Genomic DNA, 26,557 nt, shown 5'->3' on the forward strand with positions numbered 1-26,557 from the left:
GGGATGGACTTCGGAGTGGTGCTGCAGTGCACACCACCCAGTTCGCGGGTGGTCGAACTCGCTCGTATCGCCGAGACGCACGGCTTCTCGCACGTGTGGACCTTCGATTCGCACCTGCTGTGGCAGGAGCCCTACGTCATCCACAGTCAGATTCTCGCGAGCACCCGCAAGGTGGTCGTCGGACCGATGGTGACCAACCCGTCGACGCGTGACGTCACGGTGACGGCGTCGACGTTCGCCACGCTCAACGAGATGTACGGCAACCGCACCGTGTGCGGGATCGGCCGAGGTGACTCCGCGGTGCGCACTCTGGGTGGGAAGCCCACCACCATCGCGCGGCTCGCCGAGTCTGTGGAGATCATCCGCGAACTGGGCAACGGGCGTTCCGCACATGTCGGCGACACCACCGTCCGATTCCCGTGGGCATCGCAGTCCGAACTGGAGGTGTGGGTCGCCGGATACGGCCCTCGCGCACTGGAACTGACGGGACGGGTCGCCGACGGGTTCATTCTCCAGCTCGCCGACCCCGACATCGTCGAGTGGACGGTGGCCACCGTGCGCGACGCCGCCGAGAAGGCGGGGCGCGACCCCGATGCGGTGACCATCTGCGTGGCCGCCCCCGCCTATGTCACGGACGGTTCCGAGGCCGCCGCCGCGCATGCCCGTGATCAGTGCCGGTGGTTCGGCGGCATGGTGGGAAACCATGTGGCCGACATCGTGTCGCGCTACGGAGGGACCTCCGGTGTCCCGGCCGCTCTCACGGATTACATCGCCGGCCGCCAGGGGTACGACTACAACCAGCACGGCAGAGCCGGCAACACGCACGCCGACTTCGTGCCCGACGAGATCGTCGACCGGTTCTGCATCCTGGGCACGCCCGAGCAGCACGTGGAGCGCCTCCGGCAGCTCGAGTCGCTCGGTGTGGACCAGTTCGCGGTCTACCTCCAACACGATGCGAAGACCGCGACGCTGGATGCCTACGGCGAGTCGGTGCTTCCTGCCATGATGACGTCAGAGGTGGCGACGGAATCCGGAATCGCCCGATAACGGAGGTGGTACATGACCGACCATGTCTTCTATTCCTGGTCCGCCCAGGCAGAGTTGAACCCGGTCACCATCACCGGGGCGTCCGGGTCCTACTTCTGGGACAACCAGGGCAGGAAGTACCTCGACTTCTCCTCGCAGCTGGTCAACGTCAACATCGGGCACCAGCACCCCGACATCGTGGCGGCCATCGTCGAACAGGCCGGTGTGCTCACCACCATCTCCCCGACGGTCGCGAACGACAAGCGCAGCGAACTCGCCCGACTGATCGCCGAGCGCGCTCCCGGTGACCTGAACCGGGTCTTCTTCACCACGGGCGGGGCCGAGGCCGTCGAGCACGCCGTACGGTTCGCTCGCCAGCACACCGGGCGGACCAAGATGCTGGCCGCGTACCGGTCGTACCACGGCGGCACCGGTGTGGCCATAGGTCTGACGGGAGAGCCGCGCCGGTGGGGAACCGAGCCGACCAACGTCGACGTCGTCCGGTTCTTCGGGCCGTATCCCTATCGCTCACCGTGGAATACGAGCAGCCCGGAGGAGGAGACGGCCGCGGCGCTGGCCCACCTCGAGATGGTCATCACGCTGGAGGGACCGCAGAACATCGCGGGGCTCATTCTCGAGTCGGTGGTCGGCACCAACGGCGTGCTGGTCCCGCCGCCGGGGTACCTGGCCGGTGTTCGCGAACTCTGCACTCGCTACGGCATCGTGTACATCGCCGACGAGGTGATGGTGGGCTTCGGCCGGACCGGGCACTGGTTCGCGTGCCAGGCATGGGGCGTCGAGCCCGATCTGATCACGTTCGCGAAGGGTGTGAACTCCGGCTACGTCCCGCTCGGCGGAGTGGTGATCTCCGAGGAGATCGCCCAGCGGTACGACCACACGCCCTATCCCGGAGGCCTGACCTACTCGGGCCACGTGCTCGGCTGCGCCGCCGGTATCGCGTCGATCCGGGTGTTCGAGCGCGACGACATCCTGGGCCACGTCCGCGCCGTGGGGGAGGAGATCCTCGGGCCGGGACTCACCACGTTGGGGGAGGCGCATCCCAGCGTGGGTGATGTGCGGGGCATGGGGTTCTTCTGGGCCGTCGAACTGGTCACGGACAAGGGCACCCGCGAGCCGCTGACACCGTTCAACGCCACCGGCGCCGCCGCAGCTCCCATGGCGGCCGTCACGAAGGCGGCCAAGGAGCGCGGGCTGTGGCCGTTCGTGGCAGGCAATCGGCTGCAGATCGCGCCGCCGCTCGTCACGACGGAGGAGGACATCCGTCGGGGACTCGAGATCCTCGACGAGGTCCTCGAGGTCGCCGACGGGTACACCCGGAACTAGAGCACGGCACCGGGATTCAGGATGCCCGCGGGATCCAGGGCGTGCTTGATGCGTCGGGTCAGCTCCATGACGTCCTCGCCCACCTGATCCGGCAACCACGCCTTCTTGAGCCGACCGACACCGTGTTCCCCGGTGATGGTGCCGCCCAACGAGATCGCGAGCGTCATGATCTCGCCGAACGCCTGGTGCGCACGCTCCTCCATGTCCGCGTTCTCGGGGTCGAACACGATCAGCGGGTGTGTGTTCCCGTCGCCCGCATGGGCGATGACGGCGACGACGACGCCGCGGGCATCGGCGATCTTCGCGATTCCCTGCACCAGGTCCGCGAGGGCGGGCAGCGGAACTCCGACGTCCTCGAGCAGGAGGGATCCGGTGCGTTCGACGGCCGGGATGGCGAAGCGCCGGGCAGCGGCGAAGGCTTCGCCCTCGTCGGGATCGTCGGTCACGAACACCTCGTCGGCGCCCGCCGCCGTGCATGCCGCGGCCATCGTCTCGGTCTCCTCGGTGCGGTGTGCGCCGGGTGAGTCGGAGCGTGCGATGAGCATTGCTGCCGCCGTGCGGTCGAGGCCCATCTTCATGGCGTCCTCCACTGCGTTGATCGACGTGGAGTCCATGAACTCGAGCATGGCGGGCCGCAGCGAGCGGGTGATCGCCAGGATGGCGTCGGTCGCGTCGGACAGGCGGGTGAAGGTGGCCACCACCGTGCTCGCGGGTGGCTGAGCGGGAATGAGCCGCAGCGTCACCTCCGTGATGATGCCGAGGACGCCCTCGCTGCCGACGAAGAGCTTGGTCAGCGACAGGCCGGCCGAGTCCTTCAGGCGCGGGCCGCCCAGGTTCACGACGGTGCCGTCGGCGAGAACGACCTCGAGACCGAGGATGTAGTCCGTGGTCACCCCGTATTTGACGCAGCACAGGCCACCGGCGTTGGTGGCGGCGTTGCCGCCGATCGAACACATCTCGAACGACGACGGGTCCGGTGGGTACCACAGGCCGTGTTCGGCAGCAGCGGCCTTGACCTCGACGTTGAGCAGACCGGGTTGGACCACGGCCGTCCGCGTCACCGGGTCGACGGTGACGGCGCGCATCGCCTCCGTGGTCAGCACGATGCCGCCGTCGACAGCAGTCGCACCGCCGGACAGGCCCGATCCCGCGCCGCGTGGCACCACCGGGACGGAATGCTCGGTGGCCCAGAGCATGACGGCTCGGACGTCGGCCGTGCTGGTGGCCCGCACGACGGCCAGGGGAGTGCCGGCGTTCGGATCACGGGCCCAGTCCTGGCGGTAGCCTGCGGTGAGGTCCGGATCGGTCACCACGATGGCGGCTCCGACCGCGTCCACCAGGGACGTCACGAGATCGTCGATGATGCTCACCTTCCTCGACCGGCGGGTCCTACGTCTCGACGCTACCCCCAGCCCGGCCCGTGCCCTCGCCGGAATGACGAGACACGGTGCAGGACAACGTGAGACCGGGTTGCCCAGCAGAGCTGCGGCGCACGATCGGCGTTCACATCAGTCACATGAGTAACTCTGTTACCAGATCGTGCCCCGATGGGTGCCGACAAGAGCACGTCGGAGGATTAGCGTCCGGATGACGGAGATCGGCACGTGGGCCGAGACCGAGGGGGCGAGAAGGAGGCACTCATGGCACCGTCGCACGACATCACACGGTCGGCATCTGCACCATCGACGACAGCGTCGCGCAGACCGGCGAAGAACACTCCGTTCGAGTGCGCGGCGGCGCTGTTCTCCTACGACTTCGTCTCCGGCGGCGTCGACTACGACACCCTCGAGTCACTCCATCGAGGCGAGGTGACCGAATGGACGTCGGCGCTGCGCCGCTCGGGACTGTTCACGGACGCCGAGATGGACGCCCTGGCCGCTCAGTGGTCCGAACGCCCCGGCCTGCTGCTCGACGCGTTGCTTCGTGACGCCGACGAGATGACCGTGCGACGGTGCAGGCTCGCGTGGTCGGCGATGGACCGGCTCGCGCCGTTCCAGATGCCCATCGCGCACAGCGGCTGACCGTCAGATCACGGTGGGATCGCCGCCGTCGACGACGTAGACCTGCTCGTCGGTCAACGTCCGATACGGCGTCCCGGCCGCGTCGCATGCCGCGGCCATCGCCGCCGAGGCCCCGTCCGGATCCAGAGTGTCCGACGCCCAGTGCGGCACGAGCACGTCGTCGATGATGCCCAGGCCGGTCCACAGCACGCCCTCGCCGGTGGTCGGCTCCACCTCGCCGGGTGGGTCGGCGTACTCCACGCCCCGCAGCGTGGGACCCATGACGCAGGCTCCGGCGCTGTACCCGCCGTACACGATCGAATCCTCCGCGAGCAGTCGAGCGATTGCCTCGTCCGCACCGGACGACGCCATTCTGCGCCGGAGCACGAAGGTGTTCCCACCGCGGACCCACACGGCGGGGAAGGCAGCCAGGACGTCGTGCGCCGTGCTCGGCGTCAACTCGCGCAGGTCGACCTCGACAGGGAGGAAACCCGCCGAGCGCAGGAGGGTGAACTCACTGGTGACCGCGGACGCGCGCGCGGCGTCGGGCCAGGAGTCCGCCGCGTCGGCGATGACGGCGATGCGGCCGGGTGGTCCGGTGAGCTGGAGGAACCGGTCACGGGCGAGCCCGAATCGGTAGGACGCGAGAAACAGGCGCATGGCGGGAGCGTAGGTCAGTCCTTCCGGTGCAGCGACATGATTAGTGTCGGGTGCATGTCGCTGCACAAGATGATCGATGATCCGTCCCGCGTCGTCGTCGACGCCTGCCGCGCCGCCGCCCGGCGCAGCGCCGACCTCCGCTTCGTCGAACGGCCCGGATACTTCACGCGCCGCGACCGCACGACGGACGGTCGCGTGGCCGTGATGTCGGGCGGCGGTTCCGGCCACGAACCGCTCCACTCCGGCTTCGTCGGCGCGGGGATGTTGGATGCGGCGGTGCCGGGATCTGTGTTCACGAGCCCGAACGCGCTGCAGATCGAGGCGGCGACGCGGGCGGTCGAGGCCGGCGCCGGCGTGATCCACGTGGTCAAGAACTACACCGGCGACGTCATCAACTTCCGCATTGCGGCTGATCTGTGTGCCGCCGACGGCATCTCGGTCGAGACGGTGCTCGTGGCCGACGACGTCGCGTCCGAGAGCGAGGACGGGCCCGGCCGGCGTGGGACCGCCGCGACGGTGGCCGTCGAGAAGATCTGCGGCGCCGCCGCTGCCCGCGGCGACGACCTCGCCTCCGTCGCCGCGCTGGGGCGGCGGGTCGCCGAGGACGCTCGCAGCATGGCGGTGGCCTTCCGTCCGTGCACCGTCCCGGGTGCGTCGTCCCCGTCCTTCGAGCTCGGCGACGACGAGGTCGAACTCGGTGTCGGCATCCACGGGGAGCGCGGCACCGCTCGTGTCGCGACACTCACCGCCACCGAGATCGCCGAGGCGTTGCTCGGACCCGTCGCCGACTCGCTGGGACTGTCCGGCGGCGAGGACGTCGTGCTCATCGTCAACGGACTCGGCGCGACCCATCCGCTCGAACTCGACATCGTCTTCGGTGCCGCGCTGCGGTATCTCGACGGGCGCGGCATCACCGTCCGACGCACACTCGTCGGGAGCCTCGTGACGGCGTTCGACATGGCGGGGGTCTCCCTGACCGCAGTCCGCTGCGACGACGAGATCCTCGGCCTGTGGGACGCCCCGACCGAGGCACCCGCGTGGCCTCGCTCGCCGGCGCAGGACCTGCACGACGACGCCGTGGACGACACGGACGCGGCAGCGGCGTCGGAGCTTCCGGGCGGCGCGGCCGACCCGTTCGTCACCACGTGGGTCTCGTCGTTCGTCGAGCGCGTCCGGTCGTCGGTCGACGAGCTCACCGACCTCGATCGCCGAGCCGGTGACGGCGACTTCGGCGTCAACATGCAGATCGGTCTGGCCGACTTCGCGGTGGACGAGAGTGCCTCGCCCGCAGCGGTGTTCGAGATTCTGGCTCGTGGATTCCTCGGCAATGCGGGCGGAACGTCCGGCGCTCTCTTCGGTGCGTTCTTCCACCGGGTCTCGGTCGCACTCGACGGGGCCGAGGCGAGCACCGCGAGCGTCACCGCCGGAGTGGCCGATGGACTGGCCGCCATCACCGATCTCGGCGGTGCGCAGCCCGGAGACAAGACCATGGTGGACGCGCTGGACCCGGCGGTACAGGCTCTGCGCGACGCCGGATCGGTCGAGCTCTCGGCAGCCCTCGCCGCGGCGGCGGAGGCTGCGACACGCGGTGCCGAGTCCACGACGGACACCATCGCCCAGCGTGGCCGCGCCAGCTACATCGGCGACGCGGCGCGCGGCGTCATCGACCCCGGCGCTCTCGTGGTGTCGTGGTTCTTCGCCGCCGCCTGAACGCGGTACGGCACATCAGGAGGCGAGTGCGGCCCGGATCGCCCGGGCGGTCGCCTCGGGCTCGCTCTGACGCCGCGTGATCATGCCGGCGACGAAGCGGATGCGATCGCCGTGATGGCGAGGCACCACGTGCAGGTGCGAGTGGAACATGGTCTGGAAGGCCGCGCGTCCGTCGTTCATGGCGAGGTTGACCCCGTCCGCCGCCAGGGTGCTGCGACGCATCGCGCCGGCCAGGGCCTGGCCGGCGGCGAAGACCTGCCCACCCACGGCCGGGTCGAGCGTCTCGAGTCCCGACGAGTGCACCTTGGGAACCACCAGGGTGTGCCCGCGGGTGACGGGTCGGATGTCGAGGAACGCGAGCACCGAGTCGGTCTCGTGGACGATCGTCGCGGGGGCGCGGCGGGCGACGATGTCGCAGAACACGCACTCGGTCATCGCTGCTGCTCCGTGACGGCGGCGACGAGTGCCGGTAGAGACTCGGCAGCGGTAGCCCGCCACACGTGATGGGCCATGTCCGAGACGGCGGTCTCGTCGGGGTTGATCTCGATGACGACGGCGCCCGCGCTGCGCGCCTGAGCCGGAAGCCCCGCGAAGGGGTAGACCACTCCGGACGTTCCCACGACCAGGACGACGTCGGCGGCCTCGACAGACGCGGCGACCGCTGCCCACTCCGCCTCCGGCAGCGGCTCGCCGAACCACACGACGCCGGGGCGGACCGGACTACCGCAGAGACCGCACGCAGGCGGCGCGATGCGTTCCGCGCCGTCCTCGACGTCGTCGACCGGTCCCTCGAAAGGCTCCTCGCAGATCGAGCACCGCACCGCGGCCAGAGTGCCGTGGACGTGGGCCAGCACGGTGGAACCGGCGCGCTCGTGCAGGTCGTCGACGTTCTGGGTGGCTATCTCGACGGTCTGCTGCGGTGCCGACCCCTGCCACTGCGCGAGGGCCACATGACCGGCGTTCGGGCTCGAGGCGGCCACGAGCTGCGCTCGGCGGCGGTACCAGGCCCACACCAGATCCGGATCGCGGACGAACGCGTCGGGGCTGGCCAGCTCCTCCGGGGAGTACCGCTCCCACAGTCCGGTCTGCGCGTCGCGAAACGTCGGCACGCCGGACTGCGCGGACATCCCGGCCCCGGTGAGCACGGCGACGCGGGACGCGGACCGGACGGCCTCCAGCACGGCCTGCGGAACGTCGGATGCGGAGTCGGCACTGTCGGTGGTCATGAACCGAGTGTGCCAAGTCGCACCGACACACTCGGTCCGTTATGACCTCCGCCTCACATTCGACCTCCGCGCTCGGAATGTCTGTGTCGTGCGTTACCTTGCGGTGGGCCCACCCGGCCGACTCCAGGACCTCTCACGCGGGCGAACATGAGCTCACGTCGACGAGGTCGTTCTCGGCACCGACGACAGTCGGCGGCAGTGCAGCTCCGCGGGACGCGGACGTGCCGCCATTCACAGGAAGTACAGCTGGTGGAGATTTCTCGAGAAGCAGGAACGCTGGTCGGCGTCGTGCGCGAGACGAACGAGGGGGAGCGCCGGGTGGCGCTGGTTCCCAAGGTCGTCGCCGCGCTGACGTCGAAGGGCGTGCGCGTGGTGGTGGAGGCGGGTGCCGGTCTGGGCGCTCTGATCCCTGACCAGTTGTACGTCGACGCCGGGGCGAGCATCGGTGATCCGTACGGCGCCGACGTCGTGGTCAAAGTGGCGCCGCCGTCGTCCGCCGAGGTGCGCAAGCTCCGCCGCGGGTCGACGCTCATCGGCTTCCTCGCGCCGCGCAACGCGGACACGATCATTCCGGAGTTGACCGCCGCGGGCGTGCAGGCCTTCGCGGTCGAGGCGATCCCGCGTATCTCGCGGGCACAGGTGATGGACGCGTTGTCCTCGCAGGCCAACGTCGCCGGCTACAAGGCGGTGCTGCTCGCGGCGTCGGAGTCGACGCGGTTCTTCCCGATGCTCACCACTGCGGCGGGCACGGTGAAGCCGGCGACGGTGCTGGTGCTCGGTGTGGGTGTGGCGGGGCTGCAGGCGTTGGCGACGGCGAAGCGTCTCGGTGGCCGCGCCACCGGGTACGACGTGCGTCCCGAGGTGGCCGATCAGGTGCGCTCGGTGGGTGCGCAGTGGCTGGATCTGGGGATCGACGCCGCCGGTGAGGGCGGGTATGCCCGTGAGCTCACCGAGGACGAGCGTGCGCAGCAGCAGGCGGCGCTGGAGAAGGCGATCTCGACGTTCGACGTCGTCATCACCACCGCCCTGGTGCCGGGGCGTCCAGCACCGAAGCTGGTCACCGCGGCGGCTGCCGCGGGGATGCGACCCGGCAGTGTCGTCGTCGACCTCGCCGGGGAGACCGGCGGCAACTGTGAGCTGACCGAGCCCGGTCGCACGGTGGTGAAGAACGACGTGATCATCGCGTCGCCGCTGAATCTGCCGGCGACGATGCCCGAGCACGCGAGTGAGCTCTACTCCAAGAACATCTCTGCCTTGATCGAGCTGATGCTCGACGATGCCGGTGCCCTCGCGCCCGATTTCACCGACGAGGTCCTCGCGAAGTCGTGCGTGACGCGCACGGCCGATACGACCGTGAAGGCGGATGCCTGATGTACACACCGTTGCTCGCGAACATCGCGATCCTGGTCCTGGCCGGGTTCGTCGGTTTCGCTGTCATCTCCAAGGTGCCGAACACGCTGCACACGCCGCTGATGTCGGGTACCAACGCCATCCACGGCATCGTCGTGCTCGGCGCCCTCATCGTGCTGGGCAGGTTGCCGGAGGACGCGCCGTGGGGTGTGCGGATCATCGCGTTCGTCGCGTTGATCTTCGGCACGCTCAACGTCGTCGGTGGGTTCCTGGTCACCGACCGCATGCTCGGCATGTTCAAGGGCAAGAAGGCGCCCGCTGCTGCGTCGACCGCAACCGGCGAGAAGGGTGCTGATTCCTGATGAACAATCTCGTCAACATCCTCTACATCGTCGCGTTCGCGATGTTCATCTACGGCCTGATGGGTCTGACCGGCCCGAAGACGGCGGTACGCGGCAACTGGATCGCCGCTGTCGGTATGGGTATCGCCGTGGTGGCGACTCTGATCGAGGTCCGCGACACCGCGGCGATCAACTGGATCCTCATCGCCGCCGGTCTGGCCATCGGTGTGCTGCTGGGGGTGCCGCCGGCCAAGCGCACGAAGATGACGGCGATGCCGCAGCTGGTGGCGCTGTTCAACGGCGTGGGCGGCGGCACGGTCGCGTTGATCGCCTGGTCGGAGTTCATCGAGACCGACGGTTTCTCCGCGTTCCAACACGGTGAAGAGCCGACGGTGCACATCGTCATCGGGTCTCTGTTCGCGGCGGTCATCGGCTCGGTGTCGTTCTGGGGTTCGCTGGTGGCGTTCCTGAAGCTGCAGGAGCTGCTGAACAAGAAGGTGGAGAAGGCGTTCGTGAAGAACGCCCGCATCTTCCAGCTCACCAACATCGTGTTGCTGCTCCTGGCGGTGGCGGTGTCGGTCTACATCGGTCTGCGCGCCACCCCGGGTGAGGGCACCTCGCAGTGGTGGATCGTGCTGGTGCTCGTCGCGGCGGCGCTGATGGGCCTGTTCGTGGTGTTCCCGATCGGCGGTGCGGACATGCCGGTGGTGATCTCGCTGCTCAATGCGTTGACGGGTCTGTCGGCTGCGGCGGCGGGGTTGGCGCTGAACAACACGGCGATGATCGTGGCGGGCATGATCGTCGGCGCGTCCGGCACCATCCTGACCAACCTGATGGCGACGGCGATGAACCGGTCGATCCCGGCGATCGTGTTCGGGTCGTTCGGTGGCGGCGGCGGCGCCGCGGTGGGTGGCCCGGACGATGCCGGCGGCACGGTGAAGTCCACCTCGGCGGCGGACGCGGCGATCCAGATGGCGTACGCCTCGCAGGTCATCGTGGTGCCCGGGTACGGTCTCGCGGTCGCGCAGGCTCAGCACGCGGTCAAGGACATGGCGTCGATCCTCGAGTCCAAGGGCGTGGAGGTGAAGTACGCGATCCATCCGGTGGCCGGGCGCATGCCGGGTCACATGAACGTGTTGCTCGCCGAGGCCGATGTGGAGTACGAGGCGATGAAGGAGATGGACGACATCAACGGGGAGTTCTCCCGCACCGATGTCACCCTGGTGATCGGGGCGAACGATGTCACCAACCCGGCGGCGCGCAACGATCCGAGTTCGCCGATCCACGGGATGCCGATTCTCAATGTGGACGAGTCGCGGTCGGTGATCGTGCTCAAGCGGTCGATGAGTTCCGGGTACGCCGGTATCGACAATCCGCTGTTCACGGCGGACCGCACGTCGATGCTCTTCGGCGACGCGAAGAAGTCGGTCAACGCCGTCATCGAGGAACTCAAAGCCCTCTAGGACGCACCTGCTGCATCGGCCCTGATGCCCCGTCCGCTCACCGGCGGCGGAGCATCAGGGCCGCGGTGTCGAGAGGGTTCCTCGCCTCTCGGGCAGCCGCGACGGGGGAATGCGCCATGACGACACCAGCCGCACCCCACCACATCCCGGTCACCAGAAGCGCCCCGGCGATGCCGATGCCCGTCGCACCCGCGGTGACCACGGCGGCGAGGGCCACGCCGGCGACCAGCGCCGAGCCCAACCCCAGGACGACGGGACGCAGCCGACCGGGCACGACCAGCGCACCCGACGCGATCACCGAGGATGCAGCGACCACGCGGCCGTCGGGAAGTGCCGACGTCGCGAGGTGATCGGACAGCCATGCCGACCCGGCAGCGGCGGTCAGGGTCGAGCCGAGGCACAGCATGAGGATCGCTCCGATGCCGTACGGCAACTTGCGCACCACCGCGACCACCGTCAGCGCGGCGACCACCACCAGCACGGTCGTCACGTCGATGACGTCGAGCACCGTGTCGGCCGGGGCGTACAGGGCCTCGAGCGCGACCGACGCCGGTGGGTAGCGCACGCCCAGCAGCGGCAGAACGGCGTAGAGCACGACCAGTGCCGCCGCGGACACTCCTGTCAGTGCCCACCACCGAGGGGTGGTGCGTCGGGCGCGAAGCGCGATCTGTTGTGTCGTCGTGGTACTCACGGGTCCCCATGATGGCGCACGAGGCTGGCAGATTCCTGTGACCCGGCGCAGTGTTTCCCGTGCGAAGCGTCAGCCGGCGAGAACCGTGTCGACTCCCGCGAGGATCCGATCGACGTCCGGGAGGTGGTGCCGCTCGAGGCGTGCCGGCGGGTAGGGAACGTGGAAACCCGTGACCCGCTGGACGGGGGCCTCCAGCGAGTAGAAGCACTCCTGCGACACCTGGGCCGCTACCTCCGCCGCGATGCCGAGGTAGCCCGTGTCCTCGTGCACGACGACGAGGCGGCCGGTACGACGCACGGATCGGCAGACCGTGTCGGTGTCCAGCGGTGAGAGCGACCGGAGATCGACGACCTCGAGGCTGTGGCCCTCGGATTCCGCCACGTCGGCCGCCTTCAGTGCGGTCTGCACCATCGATCCGTAGGCCACCACCGTCGCATCGGTACCGGTGCGGCACACGCGGGCGGCGTCCAGCGGTAGATCGGGCGCATCGGTGGCCCACTCGCCCTTGTCCCAGTACCGGCGCTTGGGCTCGAGGAAGACCACCGGATCCTCCGAGTGCACTGCCTGCTGGATCATCCAGTACGCGTCGTGAGGCGTGCTCGGGCTGACCACGCGCAGACCGGCCGTGTGGGCGAAGTACGCCTCGGGGGATTCCGAATGGTGCTCGACGGCTCCGATGCCACCACCGAACGGGATGCGGATCACCATCGGAGCGCCGACGCGGCCGGCGGTGCGGTACCGGATCTTCGCCACCTGGGAGACGATCTGGTCGAAGGCCGGGTAGACGAACCCGTCGAACTGGATCTCGACGACGGGGCGGTAGCCACGCAGCGCCATGCCGAACGCAGTGCCCACCATGCCGGACTCGGCGAGCGGCATGTCGAGTACGCGCTGATCGCCGAAGTCCTTCTGCAGTCTGTCGGTCACGCGGAACACGCCGCCGAGCTTGCCGATGTCGAGGCCCATCAGCACGACCTTCTCGTCGGCCTCGAGGCACGCACGCAGACCGGCGTTGATCGCACCGCCGAGGGTGCCCTTGACGTGGAGATCCGACGACGCGGTGGTCGCGCCGGCGCGGGAGAGGGTTCCGGTGGTCATCGCAGTGACTCCTTCTGGCGGTCCACGATCTGGCTGTCGACGAGACGGTGGGGTTCGGCGTAGACGTGATCGAGCAGGGTGGACGAGTCCGGATCGACAGCGGAGATCGTGGCGGAGCGCAAGCGGGCGGCGACGTCGTCGGCGGTCGCCGCGATGTCCTCGCGCACGGACGGCGTCAGGGCGCCCTCGCGGGTGAGCAGTCTGTCGAGGCGGTCCAACGGATCGCGTGCTGCCCACACGTCGCGCTCGGCGTCGGCGCGGTACCGCGTCGGATCGTCCGAGGTGGTGTGCGGGCCCATGCGGTAGGTCATCGCCTCGATGAACGTGGGGCCACCGCCGGTGCGGGCTCGGTGCGCGGCGGCGCGGGTGACGGCGAGGACGGCGAGGGCGTCGTTGCCGTCGACACGCAGGGCGGGCATGCCGAAGCCGGCGGCGCGGGACGCGAGTGGCAGCGGGCTCTGCAACGCGACGGGCTCGCTGATGGCCCAGTGATTGTTCTGGCAGAAGAACACGACTCCGGCCCCGAAGGAGACCGAGAACGACAGCGCTTCCGAGATGTCGCCCTCGCTGGTGGCGCCGTCGCCGAAGTAGGCGACCGTGGCGATCTCGGCACCGTCGAGCCGCGCCGCCATGGCGTAGCCGGTGGCATGCAGGCCCTGCGCTCCGACGATGATCGCCGGATTGGTGATGTTGTACTCGTCCGGGTCCCAGCCGGAGTGCGCGGTACCGCGCCACAGTGCGGTGAGCTTCTCCACCGGCACTCCGCGGCTGTACGCCACCGCGTGCTCTCGATAGCTCGTGAAGATGTAGTCGTCTGCGGTGACGGCGTGGGCCGAGCCCACCTGCGCTGCCTCCTGACCCAGCAGCGGCGCCCACAGTCCCAGTTCGCCCTGACGCTGCAGCGCGGTCGCCTCGGTGTCGATGCGGCGAGCGACCACCATGTCGCGGTACATGTCGAGCATGTGGGCGGCGTCGACGTCGGCGACGAGTCGCCAGTGCTCGGGGTCGTGCACTCGTCGGCCGTCGGGCTGGACGAGCTGCACGGGATGCGCGATGCGATCGCCCCGCGGTGATGTGTCCGATCGGGTCATGGGCTTCCTCTCCGCCGGTGCGCGGACCTCGTCGTGAGAGGAGGGCGCACAGTGTGGACGAACCGTGTGTGGCTCACCTCACAGCATGCCCGTCCTGTCGGAGTGCGCAAGTGATGCATGCGCAAGTGAGCAACTCGCTCGGGGAGACCGGCGACGACACGCACAGAACGAGCAAGATGGGCAGCGAAGGTCGGTCCGCCGTGATCACCCGCCCGAGCGCCCGGCCGGTTGGTCCGCAGAACGACGGGGAACAGCAGTGCACATGTCCTCTCCGGCTCCGCTCTGGGTGTTCGCCGATCAGCTCGGCCCCCACGTCCACTCGTCCGAGGAGATGGTGGATCGCGACGTCGTCATCATCGAGTCCGCGCGCGCGTTGGGGCGTCGACGGGGCCATCGGCAGAAGGCGCACCTGTTGCTCAGCGGCATGCGGCACCTCGCGGACGAGCTCGGCGACCGAGCCACCTACATCCGTGCGGACACGTATCGCGAGGGGCTCGCGCGCGTCGGGCGTGCGGTCGTCGTCCACGAACCGACGTCGCGGCGGGCCGAGGCCTTCGTCCGTCGTCTGGCCGACGAGGGCCTGGTCGAGGAGATCGTGCCGACTCCCACGTTCGCCCTGTCCCGCGCGGACTTCGCCGAGTGGGCGGGCGGCAAGAAGTCGTTCCTGATGGAGAACTTCTATCGAGAGCAACGCCGCCGGTTCGACATCCTGATGGACGGTGAGAACCCGGTGAGCGGCACCTGGAACCTCGATGCGGAGAACAGGGAGAAGCCGCCGAAGAAGCGGACGACCCTCGGTGTTCCCGAACCGTGGTGGCCCGAGGAGGACGACATCGACGCGGGCGTGCGCACGGATCTCGACGCCATGGACGTCGACTGGTCCGGGGAGGACGGTCCGCGACTGTTCGCCGTCACCGCCGCCGAGGCGGCGTCGGCGCTGGAGACCTTCGTGGCCACCCGTCTCGCCACGTTCGGTCCCTACGAGGACGCCGTGATGGCCGAGGACTGGACGATGTCGCACTCGCTGCTGTCGGTGCCGTTCAACCTCGGTGTGCTGCACCCGTTGGACGCGGCGCGCGCTGCCGAGCAGGCCTACCGGGACGGCACGGCACCGCTGGCGAGCGTCGAGGGGTTCGTACGCCAGATACTCGGGTGGCGCGAGTACGTGTGGCACCTCTACTGGCATCTGGGTGAGGACTACATGCGCACCAACGCCCTCGATGCCGACACTCCGCTGCCCGGATGGTTTCAGACCCTGGACGCAGAGGAGGTCACCGCGGCGTGTCTGTCCGACGCCCTCGCCGGCGTGCACGATCGCGGGTGGGTGCACCACATCCCGCGCCTGATGATCCTGGGAAACCATGCGCTGCAACGTGGGTACGACCCGCGGGCGCTCACCCGCTGGTTCACCGAGCACTTCGTCGACGGGTACGAGTGGGTCATGCCCGTCAACGTCTTCGGCATGAGTCAGCACGCCGACGGGGGAGTGATCGCGACCAAGCCCTACACGTCCGGCGGCGCGTACATCGACCGGATGACCGATCACTGCAAGGGCTGCGCGTTCGACCCGAAGAAGCGGGTCGGGGAGGACGCGTGTCCGTTCACGGCGGGGTACTGGGCGTTCACGCACAAGCACCGCGAGCGGCTCGCTAAGAACATGCGCACGCGTCGAGCCGTCAGTTCGATGGAGCGGCTCGGCGACATCGACGAGATCGTCGAGCAGGAACGGCAACGGACCTCTTTCTGAACTCGAGGTCGACCTCGAGTTCGCGGACCCTGGAGGCCCGTCACCCACCACGCATGCCTACTATCTGAATGATGCGGGTCACAGACAAGGTCGCCATCGTCACGGGAGGTGGCGCCGGGATCGGCGCCGCCCTCGCCACTGCACTCGTCGAGGCCGGGAACTCGGTCCTGGTCGCCGATCTCGATGCTGCGGCCGCCGATGCGGTCGCCGCGCGACTCGGGGAGCGGTGCATCGCTGTCGGCGGCGATGTCGCCGACGACGCGGTGATCGCCCTGATGATCGAGCGGGTCGAGGACGCGTTCGGGCCCCTCGACATCTACATCGCCAATGCCGGGACGACGGCAGGGATGGGGCTCGACAGCACGGACGCCGCCTGGGACACCGCGCTGTCGGTCAACGTGCTCGCCCATGTGCGCGCTGCGCGCGTGGTGATCCCGCGGTGGATCGAGCGCGGCACCCACGGCTACTTCCTGTCCACCGCGTCCGCGGCTGGGCTGCTCACCCAGATCGGATCGGCCACCTACTCGGTGTCCAAGCACGCGGCCGTCGGCTTCGCCGAGTGGCTGTCGGTCACCTACGGCGACAGAGGCATCGCGGTGAGCTGCCTGTGCCCGATGGGCGTCAACACGGCGCTCCTGAACTCGGGCTTCGACAGTGACGCCGAGGGTGCCTCGGTGGCGGCGTCCGCCGTGACCGGCGCCGGCACCGTCCTCGAACCGGAGGACGTCGCTCGCATCGTCCTCGAGGCGATGGAGACCGAGAAGTTCCTCGTTCTCCCGCACCCCGAGGTGCTCACGTTCTACTCGCACAAGAGCGCCGACTACGACCGGTGGATCGCCGGGATGCGTCGGTACCGGACCTCACTCGAGACGGCCGCACGGCCAGGACAGGATCGCTGACATGGATTTCGCGTACTCGGATCGGTGCAAGGACTACCAGCAGCGCCTGCTGGCGTTCATGGACGAGAAGGTCTACCCGGCGGAGGCGGTCTACGCCCAGCAGATCCTGGAGTCCGGTGATCCGCACTTCCAGCCGTCGATTCTCGAGGAACTCAAGGCCGACGCGAAGTCTCGCGGCCTGTGGAACCTCTTCCACCCGGATCCCGCCTACGGCCCCGGTCTGACCAACGCCGAGTACGCGCCTCTCGCGGAGATCATGGGCCGCAGCCCCGCGATCGCGCCCGAGGCCTGCAACTGCGCCGCACCCGACACCGGCAACATGGAGGTGTTCACCCGCTTCGGCACGGACGAGCACAAGGAGAAGTGGCTCGCCCCGTTGCTCGAGGGCACCATCCGCTCGGCCTTCGCCATGACCGAACCCGATGTCGCCAGCTCCGACGCGACCAACATCGCGATGTCCATGGTGGCCGACGGCGAGGACTGGATCCTGAACGGCCGGAAGTGGTGGACTTCCAACGCCCTGCACCAGAACTGCAAGGTTCTGATCGTCATGGGGAAGACGGCGCCCGAGGCGTCGACGTACGAGCAGCAGTCGATGATGGTCGTGCCGATCGACGCGCCCGGCGTCACCGTCCTGCGCGGCCTGCCGGTGTTCGGATACCAGGACCGCGAGGGTCACGCCGAGGTCCTGTTCGAGAACGTCCGCGTCCCCGGCAAGGACGTGCTCGCCGGGCCGGGTGCCGGCTTCATGATCGGCCAGGCGCGACTGGGTCCCGGCCGTATCCACCACTGCATGCGGGCGATCGGCATGGCCGAGCGCGCACTGGAACTCATGTGTGACCGTGCGTCGTCGCGGGTGGCGTTCGGCAAGCCGATCGCGGCGCAGGCCAACATCCAGGACTGGATCGCCGAAGCCCGCATCGACATCGAGATGGCGCGCCTGCTCACGCTGAAGGCCGCCTGGATGATGGACGAGTTCAGCAACAAGGAAGCGCGCGTGGAGATCGCGGCCATCAAGGTCGCCGCGCCCGCGATGGCCCTGAAGATCGTGGACCGCGCCATCCAGGTCCACGGCGGCGGCGGTGTCTCCGACGACTTCCCGCTCGCCAGCATGTACGCCCACCTGCGGACCCTGCGTCTCGCCGACGGTCCGGACGAGGTGCACAAGCGGACCATCGCACGCACCGAGCTCGCGCCCTACCGGAAGATCGACAAGTGACGACGGGAACGACACCGGGCCTCGACGACGGCGCGGTCACGACGTGGATGGAGAGCCTCGACATCGGGGTCTCGGGGCCACTGGCCTTCGAGCGCATCGGCAACGGGCAGTCCAACCTCACGTTCGCCGTCACCGATACTGCCGACGGTCGGTGGGTGCTGCGGCGCCCGCCACTGGGCACGCTGCTCGCGTCGGCGCACGACGTCGCTCGCGAGTACCGCATCCTGTCGGCCCTGCAGCACACCGCCGTTCCGGTGCCGACGACTATCGCGCTGACCGACGATCCGGCGGTCACCGATGCGCCCCTGGTTCTGATGAGTCATGTGGACGGGCTGGTGATCGACAGCCCGACCGTCGCGGAGACGCTGTCGGAAGCACGTCGTCGCACGATCGGTGAGGCCATGCCCGCCACGCTCGGCAAGATCCACGCGGTCGATCTCGACAGCACCGGACTCACGGACCTGGCGAGTCACAAGCCCTACGCTGCACGGCAATTGAAGCGATGGTCGTCGCAATGGGCGCAGTCGAAGACGCGGGACGTCCCGGACATCGAACGCCTGGCCACCGCGCTCACGAATTCGGCTCCGGAGCAGACCGAGGTCTCGCTGGTGCACGGCGACTTCCATCTGAGCAACATCATCACCAGCGGAGTCGGTGAGGGCAGCGTGGACGACGCGATTGTCGCGGTGGTCGACTGGGAGCTGTGCACGCTCGGTGATCCTCTGGCGGATGTCGGTGCGTTGCTGGCCTATTGGTCGCAGGCCGACGACGACAACGCGGGCATGTTCATGTCCTCCACGTTGCCGGGCTTCCCGACGAGGAACGAGCTGGTCGAGCTCTACGCCGCCGCCACCGGCCGCGACATCTCCGCGGTGGGGTACTGGCACGCTCTCGCGCTGTGGAAGCTGTCCGTCATCGCCGAGGGCGTCATGCGCCGGGCCATCGACGACGAGCGCAACCGGGCACGCGACGGTTCGCCGACGACGGATCTGGTGGACGGCATCATCGGTCGCGCCGTCGCCACGGCGGAGGAGGCCGGGATCCTCTAAGTGGGCTCCGCCCCCGTGCGCCTTTCGCGTACCCCTGGATACGCGAAAGGCGCACGAGGAGCGCTGGTCCTCAGGCGCGTCGGGTGAGGCCCAGTCGGACGACGAGTCCGAGCACGAGCGCCCAGAAGGCCGAGCCGATCCCCGCGATCGCCACACCCGAGGCGGCGACCACGAACGTGATGGCCGCCGGCACCCGGTCCGCCTCGATGCTCAACGCTGCGGCCAGCGATGCCGCGAGAGTTGCCAGCAACGCCAGTCCCGCAACGGTTTCCACGATGCCGGCCGGCGCGAGGGCGACGAGGGTCGCCAGCGCCGCAGAGGCGAACGCGAGGGCGAGATACGACGCCCCGGCAGCCACCGCCGCGATCCACCGACGATCCTTGTCCGGGTGCGCGTCCGGGGCGGCCGCGAGGGCTGCGCTGATGGCAGCGAGGTTGACAGCGTGAACACCGGCGGGTGCGGTGATCGCCGTACCGACACCGGTGACGGTCATCGAGGCTCGCCACGGTACCGCGTAGCCGAAAGAGGCCATGACGGCCGTTCCCGGGATGTTCTGCGACGCCATCGTCACGATGTAGAGCGGCAGCGCGATGCCGATCAGCGCCTGCCAGGTCCAGGTGGGTGCGACGAGGTCGAGGCTGGGTAGCCACGATCGGGCGCCGATCTCGGTGTCGCCCGTCGTGAGCGAGATGCCGATGACCACGGCGGCGACGGCGAAGGCCGCCGGGACCGCCCAGCGCGGGGAGAAGCGCAGCAGCACGACCCACGTGACGACGACGGGGGCGACCGCCGCGGGGTTGTCCGCGAGGGCCCGCACGGGTTCGAGACACAGTGGCAGGATGACGCCGGCGAGCATCGCCTGCGCCAGAGACACCGGGATGGCCGCGATGACGCGACCCAGGCCGGACCACACTCCGGTGAGCACGATCGCGATGCCCACGGTCACGAACGCGCCCACGGCCGCCGGCCATCCGCCGACCACCGCTCCGGTACCCGCGAGCAACGCGGCACCGGGCGTGGACCAGGCCAGCGTGATCGGGATGCGGTATCGCAGAGCCAGACCGGTGATCCCGAAGGCCATGACGAGAGACATGGCGAACAGTCCCGACGCAGCCTGCGCCTCGCTCGCCCCCACCGCACGCAGTCCCGTGAGCACCACGGCGAACGAACTGGTGAAGCCGACGAGCGCCGTGACCACACCCGCGCCGATCGGCACGGCGAGGGACACCCGGCCGGGGGCGGTCACTGTCCGAGTGCCTCGACGACCGCGCGGATCTCGGCGGGGACCGGTGTGGGGCGGCGGGTCTCGGCGTCCACGTAGACGTGCACGAACCGTCCCGCCGCAGCCGGGGTCAGGTCGTCGCCGTCCACCCGGAAGATGCTCAGCGCGTACACGATCGAGGTGTTGCCGAGCCTCTCGACGGCGATACCCACCTGCAGGTCGTCGGGAAAGCTCAGTTGGCTGAGGAACCTGCAGGACGTCTCGGCCACCACGCCGATGGCCGGGAGTGTGCGGATGTCGAGGCCGGTGCTCTGCATGAGCCACCCGTTCACCGCGGTGTCGAAGTACGAGTAGTAGGTGACGTTGTTGACGTGCCCGTAGTGGTCGTTGTCCTCCCATCGGGTGGCGACGGGCCACAGGACGGGGCAGTCGGCTGCGGACGGGACGGGGCTCTCGGTCATGCGGGTGAGGATTCCATCCCCGTGCGCGTTTCGCGTATCCCAGGGTGCGCAAAAGGCGCACGGGGCGAAGCCACGGTAGTAAGTTGGACGGGACCAGTCCGTACCGCTCGCGCCACAGATCGCTCCGGTCGCGCCGATTCTCGGGAGTACACGCCGTGGTGATGCCCGTCCACCTTCGCGACAGTGCCGTACCCAAGCACGAGCAGCTGCGCGCGATCCTGCTGCACCGGTGCACCAAGGAACTCCAGCCCGGCGACCTGATGCCGAGCGAACGGCGCCTCATGGAGGACTACGGGGTCAGCCGGATCACCGTGCGCGAGGCCATCGGTCAGCTCGTCAACGAGGGCCACCTGGTGCGGGTGCGCGGCAAGGGCACGTTCGTCGCCAGCCGACCCGTCCAGTCGAGGCTCCACCTGGCGTCGTTCTCGGAGGAGATGCGCGCGCAGGGTCTCGAACCCACCACGGTCGTTCTCTTCGCGCGGCTCGAGGATCCGTCGGTGGCCACCATCCGTGCGCTGGACATCGCCGCGGGCGGCAAGGCGTACCACATCAAGCGGCTGCGACTGGCGGACGGAGAGCCCGTCAGCGTCGACGACGGGTGGTACGACGCCGCCGTGCTGCCGGGCCTGGTCGATCTCGATCTGAGCAAGTCCATCTACGACGCGGTGTCCTCCCACTACGGGCAGACCATCGACCGCGCCGAGCAGACAGTCAGCGCGACGGCGGCCGACAACGACACCGCGACGCTGCTGGGGACTAAGCGTGGGGCGCCGGTGCTGTACTTCGACCGGGTGTCGTTCAGCGGTGACCGGCCGATCGAACACACGGAGAGCTGGTACCGCTGCGATCGGTACCAGCTCACGATGGAGGTCCAGGGCGGGCGGCGGCCACAGCGTCGCTGACGCCGTCCGCTCGTACACTTCGGTCGAGGCGTTCCATCCGCAGATCGAAAGGCTCCTCCGTGCCCACTCCCCGTTCGCTCACCGGTCGCACCATCGTCGTGACGGGAGCGAGCGACGGGATCGGGCGCATCGCCGCGCGCACCCTGGCGGAACGCGGTGCGGAGGTGCTCGTCGTGGGCCGCTCGCCGGAGAAGACCGCCGCCGCAGCGTCCGAGATCGGTGGTCGCGCGTTCGTAGCCGACTTCGCTTCGTTCGACGACGTACGACGGGTTGCAGACGAACTGCGAAATTCCGTCGATCACATCGACGTCCTGTTGAACAACGCGGGTGGAACGTTCGATCCGTCGAAGCGCACCGCCGACGGGCACGAGCCGAACGTCCAGATCAACCACCTGTCGCCGTTTCTGCTCACGCATCTGCTGCTCGACCGACTCGGCGGTCCGGCGGGCAGTCGCATCGTGAACACGTCGTCCGTGGGCAACCTCGGTGGACGAATCGATCTGCAGGACATCGCCTACGACCGTTCCTCGCCGGCCGAGTTCCGCGCCTACTGCACCAGCAAGCTGATGAACATCGGCTTCACCCGCGGCGCCACGGAGCGGTGGTCCGATCGCGGTATCACGTCGGTGGCCGTCCATCCCGGAGCGGTGCGCAGCAACTTCGGCAACGCCAACCTCCTGTTCCGGGTGATCTACCGGACTCCGCTGAAGTACGTGGCCTCGATCAGTGCCGAGTCGGGCGCCGAGCCGTTGGTGTCGCTTGCTGTCGACAAGCCGGACGCCGAGGTCGCCGGGATCTACTACAGCCGCCACAAGGCTCGCGGTCGCACGAACGGGCAGGTCGACGATCCCGCCGTGGTCGACGGGCTGTGGACCGAGTCGGAGAAGCTGGTCGGGCTGGCCTGACCCCGGCGCGTCAGAGGGTGAAGAGCGGCTCGCCGGCAGCGACGGAAGACCCGACCGACGGCGTCTCGATGGAGTCCGCGGCCGAGTCCATCACGACGACGGGGCACACGTCGTCGAATCCGGCGGCGGCAACGGCGGCCGGGTCGTAGCGCACGACGACGTCTCCCGCCGACACCGAGTCCTTCTCGGCCGCGACCAGTTCGAAACCCTCGCCCTTCATCGTCACGGTGTCGATGCCGACGTGCACCAACACTCCCTTCCTGTCCTCCGTCAGAACCACGAAGGCATGAGGGTGCAGCTTGAGGATGCGACCGGACACGGGCGAGTGGACGTCCACCATTCCGGTCGTCGGAGCGGGTCTGACCGCCACGCCGGCGCCGACCATCTGCGAGGAGAACACCGGATCGGGGACGTCGGCCAGTGCGATGACGGTGCCCGCGAGCGGGCTGCCCACGGCGGTGTCGGTCACAGGATGTCGTCGATGTCCTCGGCGAGGGTGTCCGCCTCGGGACCGACGATGACCTGCACGGCCGTCCCCTTGTGGAAGACCCCGTGTGCTCCGGCGGCCTTGAGAGCGGCCTCGTTCACGAGTGCTCCGTCTCGTACCTCGGTGCGGAGCCGCGTGATGCAGGCTTCGATCTCGACGATGTTCCCGGCTCCTCCGAGCCCGGCGACGATGGCGTCCGCCTTGGACATGCGGTGCTCCTTCCGCTCGGTGACCCGCCCCCGGCGCGATGCGATGCAGGTGGGCGTACTCACACTTTCTGTTTGACATCAGGCTGCCACCTGGTCAAACTACAACTGGTTATGACCGGACAGTACCCGTGATGGAACCGGTCCACAACACACACGAGAAGAAGGTCGCCATGGCCGGCACGACTGCCACCGGGAACACCGCACCACAGACGCCCACCGAGAAGAAGGACTCCCGCGCACTCGCCGGGTTGCAGCGATTCGGGCGCAGTCTCATGCTGCCCATCGCCGTGCTCCCCGCCGCGGGCATCCTGCTCCGCATCGGCCAGCCCGATCTGCTCGGACGCTTCGCCCCGCTCGAGACCACCGCGTCGGTCATCTCGGCCGCCGGGCAGTCGGTCTTCACGTGGCTTCCCCTCATCTTCGCAGTCGGCATCGCGATCGGCTGGGCGAAGAAGTCGGACGGCTCCACCGCGTTGGCCGCGGTGGTCGGCTACATGGTGGTCGACGGCGTCTTCACGGCCATGTCGCCGGTGGTGCTCGACGGCGAGGTCGACGCGAACGGCGACCCTGCCGTCATCGACTACGGCGTGCTGGCCGGCATCATCATCGGTCTGCTCTCCGCCGTTCTCTGGCAACGCTTCTACCGTCAGAAGCTGCCCGACTACCTGGGCTTCTTCAGCGGCCGACGCCTCGTCCCGATCCTGACGGCGATCACCGGTCTCGTCGTCGGCGTCCTGATGTCCTTCGTGTATCCGCTGTTCTACAGCGCCCTGAACTGGGTGGGCACCACCGTCGCCGATCACTCCGTCGTGGGCAGCGGTATCTACGGTTTCGCCAATCGCATGCTCATCCCGACCGGCCTGCACCACATCCTCAACTCGGTCGTGTGGTTCCTCGTCGGTGACTACACGGACGCGAGCGGCCAGATCGTCCGAGGCGACCTCAACCGCTTCTTCGCCGGGGACCCGAGCGCCGGAGTGTTCATGACCGGCTTCTTCCCGATCATGATGTTCGCGCTGCCCGCCGCTGCCTTCGCGATCTACCGCAACGCGAAGCCGTCGCAGAAGAAGCTCGTCGGCGGCATCATGCTCTCGACCGGTCTCACGGCCTTCGTCACCGGTATCACCGAGCCGCTCGAGTACTCGTTCATGTTCGTCGCCTGGCCGCTCTACATCGTGCACGCCGTGCTGACCGGTACCTCGATGGCGTTGACCAACGCACTGGGCATCCACGACGGCTTCTTCTTCTCCGCGGGCGGTATCGACTACCTGCTGAACTACGGAATCGCCACCAAAGCATGGCTTCTCATCCCGATCGGCCTGGTCTACGCCGTCATCTACTACGTGCTGTTCAGCTTCGTCATCAAGAAGTGGAACCTGCGCACGCCCGGACGTGAGGACGACGTGACCCTCGACGACGCGGCGGTGACCACCGGCGCACCGGCGGCCACCACCGCATCGACGGACGCCACGGCCGCGCCGACGGACAAGCCGGCCGGCGACGGCTCGGCGTGACCCTCCTCCGCGGCCGCGTCGTCCTGGTGGACGGTGTGCTCGAGGACGGGGTGGTGGAGTTCGAGGACGATCGGATCGTCAGGGTGGGCCCGGCCCGCGAGTGGACGGACATCGCCGTCCCGCCGTCGTCGTCGACGATTCTGCCGGGCATGGTGGACGTGCACTGTCACGGCGGCGGGGGAGCAGGCTTTCCCGATGCCACGGCCGACGCCGTCGAAGCCGCTGTCGCGCATCACGTGCGCAGCGGGACGACGACCATGCTCGCCTCCCTCGTGTCCGCCCCGCGCGAGGTGCTCGTCGACAGGACGACACTGCTGGCGGAGCTGTGGCGCCGCGGCGACATCGCGGGCGTTCATCTCGAGGGGCCGTTCCTCGCCCGTAGCCGTTGCGGTGCACAGGATCCCGCGGCGATCGTCCCGGGCGATCCGCGTCTCCTCGAGGCCGTGGTGGCGGCCGGTGGGGGAGCCGTGCGGTCCATGACGCTGGCACCGGAGACCGCGAACCTGGACGCCCTCGCTCGGGTGATGGCCGAGAACGACATCCGTCCGAGCGTGGGCCACACCGACGCCGATGCGGCCACGGTCACGGCAGCGCTGGCGCGGCTGACCGGGCCGGTGACCGCCACCCATCTGTTCAACGGGATGCCGCCGCTGCATCATCGGGCGCCCGGACCGGTCGCCGCATGTCTCGCAGCGGCGGGACGCGGCGAGATGGTGCTCGAACTCATCGGTGACGGAGTGCATCTCGATGCCTGGACGGTCGCCATGGTGGTCGACCTCGTCGGACCCGACGGCATCGTGTTCGTCTCCGACGCCATGGCCGCGGCCGGGATGAGTGACGGCCCTTACCGATTGGGCTCGCTCGACGTGACGGTCGCGGACGGGGTGGCGCGCCTGACACAGGACGGCGATGCGCCGGGAGCCATCGCGGGCGGAACGTCGACAGTGCTCGACATCGTGCGACGGGCGGTGACCGAGTCGGGAGTCGACCTGGTGTCGGCGGTGCGCATGGGGGCGACCACACCGGCTCGGTTCCTCGGCCTGCAGGACACGGTGGGGCGCCTGGCGGCCGGGATGCGCGCGGACATCGTGATCACCGATGCCGATCTGACCGTGACGAGCGTCGTGAGGCGCGGACGAGTGGAAGTGGGTGTGCCGGATGGAGATCGTCATCCGTGACGACGCAGCGGCGGTGCACCACACCGTGGCGGACATCGTCGAACGCAGGGTTCGGCAGGGCGCCGCGGTGCTGGGCGTGGCGACGGGGTCCACCCCGTTGGGGACGTACCGGGAGCTCGGTCGGCGGCATCGCGAGGAGGCGTTGTCGTTCGCGTCCTGCCGGGCGTTCCTCCTCGACGAGTACGTGGGTCTGCCGGCCGCCCACCCGCAGTCGTACCGTTCTGTGATCGCCACGGAGTTCGCTGCGGACATCGACATCGACCCGGATGCCATCGACGGTCCGAACGGCGAGGCGGCGGACGTCGCGGCCGAGTGCGCTCGCTACGACGCCGCGATCGCCGCGTCGGGCGGTGTGGACGTGCAACTGTTGGGCATCGGGTCCGACGGCCACATCGGCTTCAACGAACCGGGGTCGTCGCTCGTCTCCCGCACGCGGGTCAAGACCCTCACGCGCCGCACGCGGGAGGACAACGCACGCTTCTTCGACTCCGCCGACGAGGTACCGCATCACGTGGTGACCCAGGGTCTGGGCACGATTCTCGAGGCCCGCCATCTGGTCCTCGTCGCACTCGGCGAGGGGAAGGCGGAGGCTCTCGCCGCGTCGGTGGAGGGGCCGCTGGCCGCGTCCTGTCCGGCGTCGGTGATCCAGATGCATCCGCACGTGACCGTGGTCGTCGACGAGGGCGCGGCCTCGGTGCTGGGGTCGAGTGACTACTACCGGTACGCGTTGTCGGAGAAACCCACATGGCAGCACTTCTGATCGTC

General features: G+C 68.9%; 27 protein-coding genes. 16 read left to right on the plus strand and 11 right to left on the minus strand.

What is annotated here, in order from left to right; translation table 11 throughout:
* Positions 1-3 precede the first annotated feature (3 nt).
* A complete protein-coding gene (locus tag HQ325_RS16020) occupies positions 4-1,047 on the plus strand; it encodes a TIGR03842 family LLM class F420-dependent oxidoreductase (RefSeq protein WP_222630843.1) in 1,044 nt (347 codons plus the stop codon).
* Between the two features lie 12 nt (positions 1,048-1,059).
* Complete coding sequence (locus HQ325_RS16025; RefSeq protein ID WP_222630844.1) at positions 1,060-2,370, plus strand: aspartate aminotransferase family protein; 1,311 nt, start codon at positions 1,060-1,062, stop codon at positions 2,368-2,370.
* Here the strand turns inward: HQ325_RS16025 and HQ325_RS16030 are convergent.
* The gene (locus tag HQ325_RS16030) at positions 2,367-3,731 is read right to left on the minus strand and encodes an FAD-binding oxidoreductase (protein ID WP_374107227.1); all 1,365 of its coding nucleotides are present in this window, start codon (positions 3,729-3,731) and stop codon (positions 2,367-2,369) included. The two genes, HQ325_RS16025 and HQ325_RS16030, sit on opposite strands and share 4 nt — an antisense overlap.
* A gap of 279 nt (positions 3,732-4,010) precedes the next feature.
* Here HQ325_RS16030 and HQ325_RS16035 point away from each other — a divergent pair, with 279 nt between their 5' ends.
* Positions 4,011-4,391 (plus strand): hypothetical protein, encoded by a 381-nt coding sequence (locus HQ325_RS16035; RefSeq protein WP_239532428.1) that lies wholly within the window; start codon positions 4,011-4,013, stop codon positions 4,389-4,391.
* A 3-nt stretch (positions 4,392-4,394) separates the two neighbouring features.
* Here HQ325_RS16035 and HQ325_RS16040 read toward each other — a convergent pair whose 3' ends face one another.
* The gene (locus HQ325_RS16040) at positions 4,395-5,030 is read right to left on the minus strand and encodes a Type 1 glutamine amidotransferase-like domain-containing protein (RefSeq protein WP_222630846.1); all 636 of its coding nucleotides are present in this window, start codon (positions 5,028-5,030) and stop codon (positions 4,395-4,397) included.
* Positions 5,031-5,084: 54 nt separating this feature from the next.
* Between HQ325_RS16040 and dhaL the strand changes: the two genes are divergently transcribed.
* Positions 5,085-6,740, plus strand: coding sequence for a dihydroxyacetone kinase subunit DhaL (gene dhaL, locus HQ325_RS16045; RefSeq protein WP_222630847.1), 1,656 nt, complete (start codon positions 5,085-5,087; stop codon positions 6,738-6,740).
* A gap of 15 nt (positions 6,741-6,755) precedes the next feature.
* On the opposite strand, the gene HQ325_RS16050 is transcribed toward dhaL, so the two are convergent.
* Positions 6,756-7,175 carry an HIT family protein gene (locus tag HQ325_RS16050; RefSeq protein ID WP_222630848.1) on the minus strand — a complete coding sequence of 140 codons (420 nt, stop codon included), beginning with the start codon at positions 7,173-7,175 and terminating at the stop codon, positions 6,756-6,758.
* Positions 7,172-7,966 carry an NAD-dependent deacylase gene (locus tag HQ325_RS16055; RefSeq protein WP_222630849.1) on the minus strand — a complete coding sequence of 265 codons (795 nt, stop codon included), beginning with the start codon at positions 7,964-7,966 and terminating at the stop codon, positions 7,172-7,174. Before HQ325_RS16055 ends, HQ325_RS16050 begins: the two co-directional genes overlap by 4 nt.
* Positions 7,967-8,215: 249 nt before the next feature.
* On the opposite strand from HQ325_RS16055, the gene HQ325_RS16060 reads away from it, so the two are divergent.
* From HQ325_RS16060 to HQ325_RS16070, 3 genes are read left to right on the plus strand one after another with little or no spacing between them, the layout of a single operon-like run.
* Positions 8,216-9,337, plus strand: coding sequence for an NAD(P) transhydrogenase subunit alpha (locus tag HQ325_RS16060; protein WP_308014369.1), 1,122 nt, complete (start codon positions 8,216-8,218; stop codon positions 9,335-9,337).
* Entirely contained in the window at positions 9,337-9,678 is a 342-nt protein-coding gene (locus HQ325_RS16065) for an NAD(P) transhydrogenase subunit alpha (protein WP_222630853.1), read from the plus strand. Before HQ325_RS16060 ends, HQ325_RS16065 begins: the two co-directional genes overlap by 1 nt.
* Positions 9,678-11,120 carry an NAD(P)(+) transhydrogenase (Re/Si-specific) subunit beta gene (locus HQ325_RS16070; protein ID WP_222630855.1) on the plus strand — a complete coding sequence of 481 codons (1,443 nt, stop codon included), beginning with the start codon at positions 9,678-9,680 and terminating at the stop codon, positions 11,118-11,120. Before HQ325_RS16065 ends, HQ325_RS16070 begins: the two co-directional genes overlap by 1 nt.
* Positions 11,121-11,157: 37 nt before the next feature.
* Here the strand turns inward: HQ325_RS16070 and HQ325_RS16075 are convergent, their stop codons facing one another.
* The 3 genes from HQ325_RS16075 to HQ325_RS16085 form a co-directional block, all read right to left on the minus strand.
* The gene (locus tag HQ325_RS16075; protein ID WP_222630857.1) at positions 11,158-11,811 is read right to left on the minus strand and encodes a hypothetical protein; all 654 of its coding nucleotides are present in this window, start codon (positions 11,809-11,811) and stop codon (positions 11,158-11,160) included.
* Between the two features lie 69 nt (positions 11,812-11,880).
* Positions 11,881-12,909 (minus strand): alpha-ketoacid dehydrogenase subunit beta, encoded by a 1,029-nt coding sequence (locus HQ325_RS16080; protein WP_222630859.1) that lies wholly within the window; start codon positions 12,907-12,909, stop codon positions 11,881-11,883.
* Positions 12,906-14,000: a thiamine pyrophosphate-dependent dehydrogenase E1 component subunit alpha gene (locus HQ325_RS16085; RefSeq protein ID WP_222630861.1), complete on the minus strand. Its 1,095-nt coding sequence runs from the start codon at positions 13,998-14,000 to the stop codon at positions 12,906-12,908. Before HQ325_RS16085 ends, HQ325_RS16080 begins: the two co-directional genes overlap by 4 nt.
* Positions 14,001-14,262: 262 nt before the next feature.
* Between HQ325_RS16085 and HQ325_RS16090 the strand changes: the two genes are divergently transcribed.
* From HQ325_RS16090 to HQ325_RS16105, 4 genes are all read left to right on the plus strand, one after another.
* A complete protein-coding gene (locus tag HQ325_RS16090) occupies positions 14,263-15,747 on the plus strand; it encodes a cryptochrome/photolyase family protein (RefSeq protein WP_222630863.1) in 1,485 nt (494 codons plus the stop codon).
* Positions 15,748-15,818: 71 nt separating this feature from the next.
* A complete protein-coding gene (locus HQ325_RS16095; protein WP_222631145.1) occupies positions 15,819-16,646 on the plus strand; it encodes an SDR family oxidoreductase in 828 nt (275 codons plus the stop codon).
* A 1-nt stretch (position 16,647) separates the two neighbouring features.
* On the plus strand, positions 16,648-17,865 hold the full coding sequence (locus HQ325_RS16100) for an acyl-CoA dehydrogenase family protein (RefSeq protein ID WP_222630865.1): 1,218 nt from the start codon (positions 16,648-16,650) through the stop codon (positions 17,863-17,865).
* Positions 17,866-17,912: 47 nt separating this feature from the next.
* Positions 17,913-18,914: a phosphotransferase family protein gene (locus HQ325_RS16105; RefSeq protein ID WP_222631147.1), complete on the plus strand. Its 1,002-nt coding sequence runs from the start codon at positions 17,913-17,915 to the stop codon at positions 18,912-18,914.
* A gap of 70 nt (positions 18,915-18,984) precedes the next feature.
* Here the strand turns inward: HQ325_RS16105 and HQ325_RS16110 are convergent, their stop codons facing one another.
* Positions 18,985-20,160 (minus strand): benzoate/H(+) symporter BenE family transporter, encoded by a 1,176-nt coding sequence (locus HQ325_RS16110; protein WP_222630867.1) that lies wholly within the window; start codon positions 20,158-20,160, stop codon positions 18,985-18,987.
* A complete protein-coding gene (locus HQ325_RS16115; protein ID WP_222630869.1) occupies positions 20,157-20,597 on the minus strand; it encodes a thioesterase family protein in 441 nt (146 codons plus the stop codon). Before HQ325_RS16115 ends, HQ325_RS16110 begins: the two co-directional genes overlap by 4 nt.
* 158 nt (positions 20,598-20,755) lie before the next feature.
* Between HQ325_RS16115 and HQ325_RS16120 the strand changes: the two genes are divergently transcribed.
* Complete coding sequence (locus tag HQ325_RS16120) at positions 20,756-21,499, plus strand: GntR family transcriptional regulator (protein ID WP_056448583.1); 744 nt, start codon at positions 20,756-20,758, stop codon at positions 21,497-21,499.
* 59 nt (positions 21,500-21,558) lie between these two features.
* Complete coding sequence (locus HQ325_RS16125; protein WP_222630871.1) at positions 21,559-22,404, plus strand: SDR family NAD(P)-dependent oxidoreductase; 846 nt, start codon at positions 21,559-21,561, stop codon at positions 22,402-22,404.
* A gap of 10 nt (positions 22,405-22,414) precedes the next feature.
* On the opposite strand, the gene HQ325_RS16130 is transcribed toward HQ325_RS16125, so the two are convergent.
* Together HQ325_RS16130 and HQ325_RS16135 are read right to left on the minus strand one after the other, a co-directional pair.
* Positions 22,415-22,873, minus strand: coding sequence for a PTS glucose transporter subunit IIA (locus HQ325_RS16130; protein ID WP_222630873.1), 459 nt, complete (start codon positions 22,871-22,873; stop codon positions 22,415-22,417).
* Positions 22,870-23,100, minus strand: coding sequence for a glucose PTS transporter subunit EIIB (locus HQ325_RS16135; RefSeq protein ID WP_027507251.1), 231 nt, complete (start codon positions 23,098-23,100; stop codon positions 22,870-22,872). The genes HQ325_RS16130 and HQ325_RS16135 overlap by 4 nt, the downstream gene beginning before the upstream one ends.
* A 272-nt stretch (positions 23,101-23,372) precedes the next feature.
* On the opposite strand from HQ325_RS16135, the gene HQ325_RS16140 reads away from it, so the two are divergent.
* From HQ325_RS16140 to nagB, 3 genes are read left to right on the plus strand one after another with little or no spacing between them, the layout of a single operon-like run.
* The gene (locus tag HQ325_RS16140) at positions 23,373-24,614 is read left to right on the plus strand and encodes a PTS transporter subunit EIIC (protein ID WP_374107226.1); all 1,242 of its coding nucleotides are present in this window, start codon (positions 23,373-23,375) and stop codon (positions 24,612-24,614) included.
* Complete coding sequence (locus tag HQ325_RS16145) at positions 24,611-25,792, plus strand: amidohydrolase family protein (protein WP_308014366.1); 1,182 nt, start codon at positions 24,611-24,613, stop codon at positions 25,790-25,792. Before HQ325_RS16140 ends, HQ325_RS16145 begins: the two co-directional genes overlap by 4 nt.
* Entirely contained in the window at positions 25,773-26,552 is a 780-nt protein-coding gene (gene nagB, locus HQ325_RS16150; protein ID WP_222630875.1) for a glucosamine-6-phosphate deaminase, read from the plus strand. The genes HQ325_RS16145 and nagB overlap by 20 nt, the downstream gene beginning before the upstream one ends.
* Positions 26,553-26,557 lie beyond the last annotated feature (5 nt).

The organism is Rhodococcus sp. BP-349, from assembly GCF_019835845.1.
Classification (GTDB): domain Bacteria; phylum Actinomycetota; class Actinomycetes; order Mycobacteriales; family Mycobacteriaceae; genus Rhodococcoides.